The following is a 6,730-nucleotide window of genomic DNA, read 5'->3' on the forward strand; positions in this document are numbered from 1 at the left end:
TTAAAATATTTAATTTTATTATTTCTAATTATGAATTTTTTTTATTCCAATACAACACTTAAATAACAGGTACATCAATCCATTTAGCCTGTGGAAAATGTTGAGTTAAATATCCTTTTAAATAATCAGACGTATCTTTAGAAATTATCTCATCTTTGGACTCATCATTTAAATTATATGCAAGGGCATAGAGCTCAATATTACGTAATTTAAGAGCTTCCAAGCTTAACAATGTATGATTAATACTTCCCAAACGTCCTGAACTCACTAAAATTACAGGAAATTTTTTTTGAAAAATATAATCTATAGTCAGCAATTCCCTTGTTAAAGGCACCATCAGACCACCAGCCCCTTCAAGCAATACTGCATCATACTTTTCACGTAGAACTTCCGTAGCAGATTCTATTTTTTTAAAATCAATTTCACGCTGATCAATTTCAGTTGCTAAATGCGGAGAAGCTGGATAAGTAAATATTTCAGGCATGGTCAGTTTAGTTTCATCTTCAGGAAACCATCCCATTCCCATAATTTTGCGATGCTGTTCAATATCCTCTGAAACATCAGTATTACCCGTCTGGATCAGCTTTTGCGTAATTGTTTTAATCCCTTGTGCATTCATTTGCTTTGCAAGAAAACCCGTAGAATAAGTTTTGCCAATTCCTGTATCAATACCACTAATAAAATAAACAGGTGCGGTCATACTCCCCTCCGGGCAATACAATAAATTGGATGATAGGTAAGTTGATATTTCAATTGATTTCCAACATCTTTAAACAAAAACTGTTGATAACCCTGATTAAATTGTTGCAACGAGCTTTTTGTCCAACGATGACCTGATGCTGTTGCGGTCACACCAGTTGCTTTAAGATGCTTCAAAATATCTTTAGGCTGATCAAAACCTAATATTTTATGTTCTTCAGATAAATATAATATTTCAAAGCCTTGCTGTAGAAGCTTGTCATGAATGCCACTTAGTGCTAAATAGTCCAATCCTTGCCCCGTCAACAATCTAATCTCTTTTAAATTATCTAACCCAAATGTTGAAAAGCAAAAATAACCTTCTGAATTTAATGCTGTATTGGCTTTCTGAAAAATCTGATCCAGATTTTCGACCCACTGTAATGCCGAACTAGAACAAATCAGATCAAGGCCTTCTGGAAATGTAATCTGTTCAATATCACCAATATAAAAATCCAGATTTTGCTGAATTTGAAAATGCTGTTGTACTTCAGGATAAATGTCATTTAAAAATAGCTGATTGACTTTAAAATTTTGCAATAAAAGTTGTGTTAAGTTTCCAGAACCACAACCTATCTCAAATACCCGTTCAAGAGACTGATATTGCATAAAACGGCGCATTAACCCAATCAAGGCATAACAAATGTCTTTTTGTACAAAAGCATGCTGATCATAACTTTGTGATGCTTTTGCAAAACGTTGTGCAACCTGTGATTTATTAATTTTCAAGATTAAATCATCCATCAAAGTAAATCCAGCAAAGCACTTAATTCTGCTTGATTGTTTTGCGCAGTTAAAGAGATACGTAGTCTTGAACTATTTTGAGGGACAGTTGGGGGACGTACTGGCATTACATAAAAACCTACATCTTGAAGCCTTTGAGCTAAGCAGATAGTCTGGTTAGAATCACCAATAACAACGGGTACGATATGGCTTGTAGATGGACATGTATAGCCTTTCTCTTTTACCTGAGTTTGTAAATAATCACTCAAATGCTCCAAATCATCACGTGATTGTTGCATCAATAAGACTTTCTGAAAAATAAAATTAGTCCATGCCATAGAAATCGGTGGTTGAGCCGTACTAAAAATTAATGGCCGCATTTTGTTAATTAGATATTCACGAATGATCGGGTGACAAATCAGATATCCACCGACTGAGGCTAGCGCTTTTCCAAAAGTACCAACCAGAAAATCAATGTCACTCATCACACCATATTGCTCAGCACATCCCAAACCCTTTTTACCACGGACACCTATTGCATGCGCTTCATCAACATAAAGCATTACATTTGAAAATTTATTCTTGAGTTGAACCAAAGCTGCCAAGTCGGTCTCATCGCCATCCATACTAAAGATACTTTCAGTCACGACGATGATCTGCTCAATACTTTCATCCCGTTGATATTTTTCCAATAACGCTTCTAAATGTTGCAGATCATTATGACGATAACGAACATATTTTGCATGAGATAAGCGAATACCATCAATCATACTGGCATGGATCAACTTATCAGCCAGAATTAAAGTTTTACTATCACTTACTGCTGGCAATATACCGATATTCATGTGATAACCACTGTTAAAAAGCAGTGCCGCACGGCCATGAAATGCGTGACTTAAGGTTTGTTCCAGTTGTTCATATTCAGGAAAATTACCTGTCAATAATCGTGATGAGGCCGAACTCATTACTCGTTGCTCATTTGGAACCAGATCAAAGAATTCTTCCCGGAGCAAAACATTTGAAGCCAGGCCTAAATAATCATTTGAAGACAGATTTAACATCTGGTGATCTTGTATGGTGATATATTTACCCTGTTGAACATTTGATCTAAAACCACGAAAATTTCCCTGTTGTTTTAATCGTTGTAGCTCATTTTCATACTTTTCTAGCAGACTCATGCCACAACCTCTTGCATATCTTCAACAACATTAACCATTGCTTCTAACAGCGTATCTAATTGCTGTTTTGAAATAACATACGGGGGCATCACATAAACCAGTTTTCCGAAAGGACGAATCCAGATTCCTTTTTCTACAAACTGTTGTTGTAAAGTTTTCATATCGACATTGAAAGTTAATTCAACCACCCCGATTGCACCCAAAACTCGAACATCATTGACATAATCAAGCCGAGACAAAGGCTGTAGATGTTCTTTTAACTGGGATTCGATGCTTTGAATACGAGCTTGCCAGTTTTGAGATAGCAAGAGTTGGGTACTTTTTAATGCGACAGCGCACGCTAAGGGATTCGCCATAAATGTTGGGCCATGCATAAATACCCCTGCCTCACCAAAACTAATCATTTCAGCAACATGAGTTGATGTCAGGGTTGCAGATAAAGTCATATAACCACCAGTTAAAGCTTTACCGATACACATAATGTCAGGTTCTACCCCTGCATGCTCCCAAGCAAATAACTTGCCAGTTCGACCAAACCCTGTCGCAATTTCATCAAAAATGAGTAGAATTTTATATTGTTCGCATAGTTGTTTTGCCTGACGTAAATATTCTGGATGATAAAAGCGCATTCCTCCCGCGCCCTGTACGATGGGCTCCAAGATAAGTGCTGCAATGGTCTGATGCTGTTCAGCCAGTAATTGTTCTAATTCGTGAATATCAGCTTGATCCCATACCTGATCAAATTTGCTTTGTGGTGCTGAAACAAAGAAACGATTAGGCAAACTGCTTCCAAATATTTGATGCATACCCGTTACAGGATCACAAACAGACATGGCATTCCATGTATCGCCATGATATCCAGAACGAGGAGTAACAAAATTAGTCTTCTGAGGACTCCCTTGTGAAGTCCAGTATTGCACAGCCATTTTTAAAGCAACTTCTACTGCGACAGAACCAGAATCAGCATAAAAAATCTTGTCCAGAGTCGGTGGAGTGATGCTGAGTAATAAACGAGCCAAGTCTATTGCAGGTTGATGAGTTAAACCTCCAAACATGATGTGTGACATATTTTCCAACTGTTCACATACTGCTTGATCTAACTCTGGATGATGATAACCATGAATTGCGCACCACCACGATGACATCCCATCTATCAGTTGCTGACCATCTTCTAACTCAATCATTGCTCCACAGGCTTTTTTTACTTTAAATGTAGGCAGTGGATTGAGCATGGAAGTATAGGGATGCCAAATATGCTGCTGATCAAATTGCAGATCGTTTAATTCAGTCATCCTTAACTCCAGTGACACATCAAAATTTTATTTTTTTGATCTTAAACTGCAAGAGATGAAAAAGAAATTGCGAGATCAGCCAAATATTAATGAGATTGTTTTATTTTCTGTAAATAATGGCAGATTTTGTCAGTTACCAGTGCCGACTGAAAAACTGGAAATCCATGTGAACCAGAAATCACATCTACATCTAAAAACTTTGCGCCTAATTGATGAAGTTTTACCGAAACTTTGCAATTAACTAAAACATCTTGTTCAGATAATAGGTGGTACTGAAATCCTTGATAGTTTTTCAGGATATCTACAAGATTAAGCTTCTCTAACAAGACTAAACCGTGTTCCAGTAAAGTAAGTTGTTGCGGTTCAATCAAACTTTGCAAGGTTATGAAGTCTGCTTTACTGGTTGCAACACCCTGACAAACCATATAACCAAACTTTTTCAATGTGGCAATAGCATCGTGCTCAAAGGACTGTTTAAAGTTGATAAACGTTTCCTGTGACATTGCAGGCTGCCATTCAGAATTTTCAACAAAACATGGATTTGAAGCCAAAGTAATCAAAACTTTTTGTTGTTGAAATTGGCGTTGAATCTGATCAACCAATACAGTTGCCAGTTGACCTCCCAATGACCATCCCATGATCACATCATAGTCTTGAGCCAGACTGGTATAATGAGCGAGAACTGTCTCGTCATAGGCATTAAATATATTGATGAGTTTGACATCAAAACCATTCGACACAAGTACGTCTTTTAGTGAATACAACAGTTTTGTTCCACCACCCCAACCTGTAATCAGTAAAATTTTCACAGTTTTTGTTCCATAAATTGATCCTGGTATTTTACAAGGTATTCTTCTATCTTAAACTTTATTGTTTCTTGAAAATTTGCCGCAATGTACTCTTTGTTTTTTTGATCACTCTCCAACGCAGGCATATAACTTATACAATGCATTAGCTCTTCACAATATTGAAATTCCTCATAAATTTTTTCAATGATCTCTGGTAAATCTTCAGTATCAAATTTTTGATAACAATAATAAACTACAATATAAAGCCATTTATCTGTGTTTAGTTCTGCATCAAACCTGGAGAGAGCTTCAATTTTTTTATCAAAATCACCCAACCATATCTTTTCCCCACACAAAACAAGATCAAGTTCATTTTCAAAATAAAGAGATTTTTCACTTAAATTCATCTCAGCGTATAACAAAATGGTTTCATGTTTTAACCATTCTTTTTGATATGCCCAATATAATTCGGCCCAAGTTAGCTTAAAAATAGAAAGTATTTTTATGGGAATATTTATTGAAAAATTCATATATTTTAACGACAGCGCATTATTGTCCAGATCTATTAATAGCTCCGAAGGAAATACCTTCTACTTTTAGTGTTTCTATTGTTTCCGATTTTCTCTCTTCAACTTCTCCTTTCCAAAGCTTTGCATTATCTAACAAATTTGCCTTAAGCTTAATTAAAACAGCGCCTATACCCATTTATTTCTCTCTATTTTAAAGCATCATTTAGCATTGTCGTATAATCTTACATCAAAGGATGATTTCCACTTCCAGTAAAATTTAAAACTTTGCTAAGATCAAACCACATCATAATTCATAAAAGTGGATCATATGAAATATCCCCCAATTTTGCGTATCGGTTTACTTTGTCTCAGCACAGTATTTTATTTTAATTCAATTAGTTATGCAGAAAATTCAATATTTTCTAAATTTGACCAAAACCAGAAACAATGGATAGGTAAGAAATCTCCTGAGTTTAATCTACAAGATCAAAACAGCAAAACACATAAACTGGCAGATTATAAAGGCAAATGGGTTGTCCTCTATTTCTATCCTAAAGATGACTCTCCTGGATGCACTCAGGAAGCCAATGAATTTAAAAAACTCTATCCAGAATTTATTAAAAACAATGCTGTCGTTTTAGGTGTCAGTCTGGATGACGTAAAATCTCATCAAAAATTCTCCGAAAAATTGGGACTACCATTCCCAATACTTGCAGATAATGATCATAAACTCGCTGAACAATTGGGTATTGTACGTAATCTAGGTTTGGTCAAAATTGCAAAACGAGAGACTTTTCTGATCGATCCACAAGGGGTTATTGTTTATCATTATGCAAGTGTTGATACTCAAACACATGCTGGACAAGTATTAGCCGATATTCAAAAACTTAAAAGTACTGTCAAACAATAAAACCAATAAAAAAAGCGCAATCATTATGCGCTTTTTTTATTTTCAGTTATTTAAAAATTTAACTGAATCTTGATGCTTACATTTGTGATTGAATATAGTTTTGTAAACCCACCAGTTCAATCAACCGGATTTGTTTTTCCAACCAATAGGTATGATCTTCTTCAGTATCATTCATTTGTTGACGAAGCATTTCACGGGTTACAAAGTCGCCCTTGTCTTCACAAAGTTTGACACCCTGTGCCAATTTTTCACGTACGTGATATTCAAGTTTAAGGTCAGCTTTAAGGCATGAAACGACATCTGTACCAACTTCAATGTCATCGCGATTCATATTTGGCGTTCCTTCCAAAAATAATACGCGACGAATCAGTGAGTCCGCATGAGATGCTTCTTCCTGCATTTCATGATCAATACGTTCGTAAATTTTACCTAAGCCCCAATCTTCGTACATACGTGAGTGTATAAGATATTGATCACGAGCAGCCAGTTCGCCACCGATCAACATATTTAAATAGTCTATGACTTCTGGATTGCCACGCATTTCAATTTCTCCATACCTTTTCCAGTATTATGGACAAGTTTTATTAATAAT

At 35.9% G+C, this 6,730-nt stretch carries 9 protein-coding genes; 1 reads left to right on the top strand and 8 read right to left on the bottom strand.

The window, feature by feature from the left end:
• Positions 1-58: 58 nt before the first annotated feature.
• The 7 genes from bioD to KPC_RS20465 all read right to left on the bottom strand — a co-directional run bounded on the left by bioD (position 59) and on the right by KPC_RS20465 (position 5,424).
• Positions 59-700: a dethiobiotin synthase gene (bioD, locus tag KPC_RS16555; protein WP_121975456.1), complete on the bottom strand. Its 642-nt coding sequence runs from the start codon at positions 698-700 to the stop codon at positions 59-61.
• Complete coding sequence (gene bioC, locus KPC_RS16560; RefSeq protein WP_121975457.1) at positions 697-1,482, bottom strand: malonyl-ACP O-methyltransferase BioC; 786 nt, start codon at positions 1,480-1,482, stop codon at positions 697-699. The genes bioD and bioC overlap by 4 nt, the downstream gene beginning before the upstream one ends.
• The gene (locus KPC_RS16565; RefSeq protein WP_121975458.1) at positions 1,482-2,639 is read right to left on the bottom strand and encodes an 8-amino-7-oxononanoate synthase; all 1,158 of its coding nucleotides are present in this window, start codon (positions 2,637-2,639) and stop codon (positions 1,482-1,484) included. The genes bioC and KPC_RS16565 overlap by 1 nt, the downstream gene beginning before the upstream one ends.
• Positions 2,636-3,931, bottom strand: a complete 1,296-nt coding sequence (gene bioA / locus KPC_RS16570; RefSeq protein WP_121975459.1) for an adenosylmethionine--8-amino-7-oxononanoate transaminase — start codon at positions 3,929-3,931, stop codon at positions 2,636-2,638. Before bioA ends, KPC_RS16565 begins: the two co-directional genes overlap by 4 nt.
• An 86-nt stretch (positions 3,932-4,017) precedes the next feature.
• Entirely contained in the window at positions 4,018-4,740 is a 723-nt protein-coding gene (locus KPC_RS16575; RefSeq protein WP_121975460.1) for an alpha/beta hydrolase family protein, read from the bottom strand.
• Complete coding sequence (locus tag KPC_RS16580; protein ID WP_121975461.1) at positions 4,737-5,249, bottom strand: DUF2247 family protein; 513 nt, start codon at positions 5,247-5,249, stop codon at positions 4,737-4,739. The genes KPC_RS16575 and KPC_RS16580 overlap by 4 nt, the downstream gene beginning before the upstream one ends.
• A gap of 19 nt (positions 5,250-5,268) precedes the next feature.
• Positions 5,269-5,424, bottom strand: coding sequence for a hypothetical protein (locus KPC_RS20465; RefSeq protein WP_171334528.1), 156 nt, complete (start codon positions 5,422-5,424; stop codon positions 5,269-5,271).
• 132 nt (positions 5,425-5,556) lie between these two features.
• On the opposite strand from KPC_RS20465, the gene KPC_RS16585 reads away from it, so the two are divergent.
• Positions 5,557-6,138 (top strand): peroxiredoxin, encoded by a 582-nt coding sequence (locus tag KPC_RS16585; RefSeq protein WP_121975462.1) that lies wholly within the window; start codon positions 5,557-5,559, stop codon positions 6,136-6,138.
• A gap of 76 nt (positions 6,139-6,214) precedes the next feature.
• On the opposite strand, the gene ftn is transcribed toward KPC_RS16585, so the two are convergent.
• On the bottom strand, positions 6,215-6,679 hold the full coding sequence (ftn, locus tag KPC_RS16590; protein WP_121975463.1) for a heteropolymeric bacterioferritin subunit Ftn: 465 nt from the start codon (positions 6,677-6,679) through the stop codon (positions 6,215-6,217).
• Positions 6,680-6,730 lie beyond the last annotated feature (51 nt).

It is taken from the genome of Acinetobacter stercoris, from assembly GCF_900323515.1.
Lineage (GTDB): Bacteria > Pseudomonadota > Gammaproteobacteria > Pseudomonadales > Moraxellaceae > Acinetobacter > Acinetobacter stercoris.

Bases quoted from the DNA above. Each gene is read 5' to 3' on its own strand.
- bioD (WP_121975456.1), bottom strand. From the start codon at position 700: ATGACCGCACCTGTTTATTTTATTAGTGGTATTGATACAGGAATTGGC.
- bioC (WP_121975457.1), bottom strand. From the start codon at position 1,482: ATGGATGATTTAATCTTGAAAATTAATAAATCACAGGTTGCACAACGT.
- KPC_RS16565 (WP_121975458.1), bottom strand. From the start codon at position 2,639: ATGAGTCTGCTAGAAAAGTATGAAAATGAGCTACAACGATTAAAACAA.
- bioA (WP_121975459.1), bottom strand. From the start codon at position 3,931: ATGACTGAATTAAACGATCTGCAATTTGATCAGCAGCATATTTGGCAT.
- KPC_RS16580 (WP_121975461.1), bottom strand. From the start codon at position 5,249: ATGAATTTTTCAATAAATATTCCCATAAAAATACTTTCTATTTTTAAG.
- KPC_RS20465 (WP_171334528.1), bottom strand. From the start codon at position 5,424: ATGGGTATAGGCGCTGTTTTAATTAAGCTTAAGGCAAATTTGTTAGAT.
- KPC_RS16585 (WP_121975462.1), top strand. From the start codon at position 5,557: ATGAAATATCCCCCAATTTTGCGTATCGGTTTACTTTGTCTCAGCACA.
- ftn (WP_121975463.1), bottom strand. From the start codon at position 6,679: ATGCGTGGCAATCCAGAAGTCATAGACTATTTAAATATGTTGATCGGT.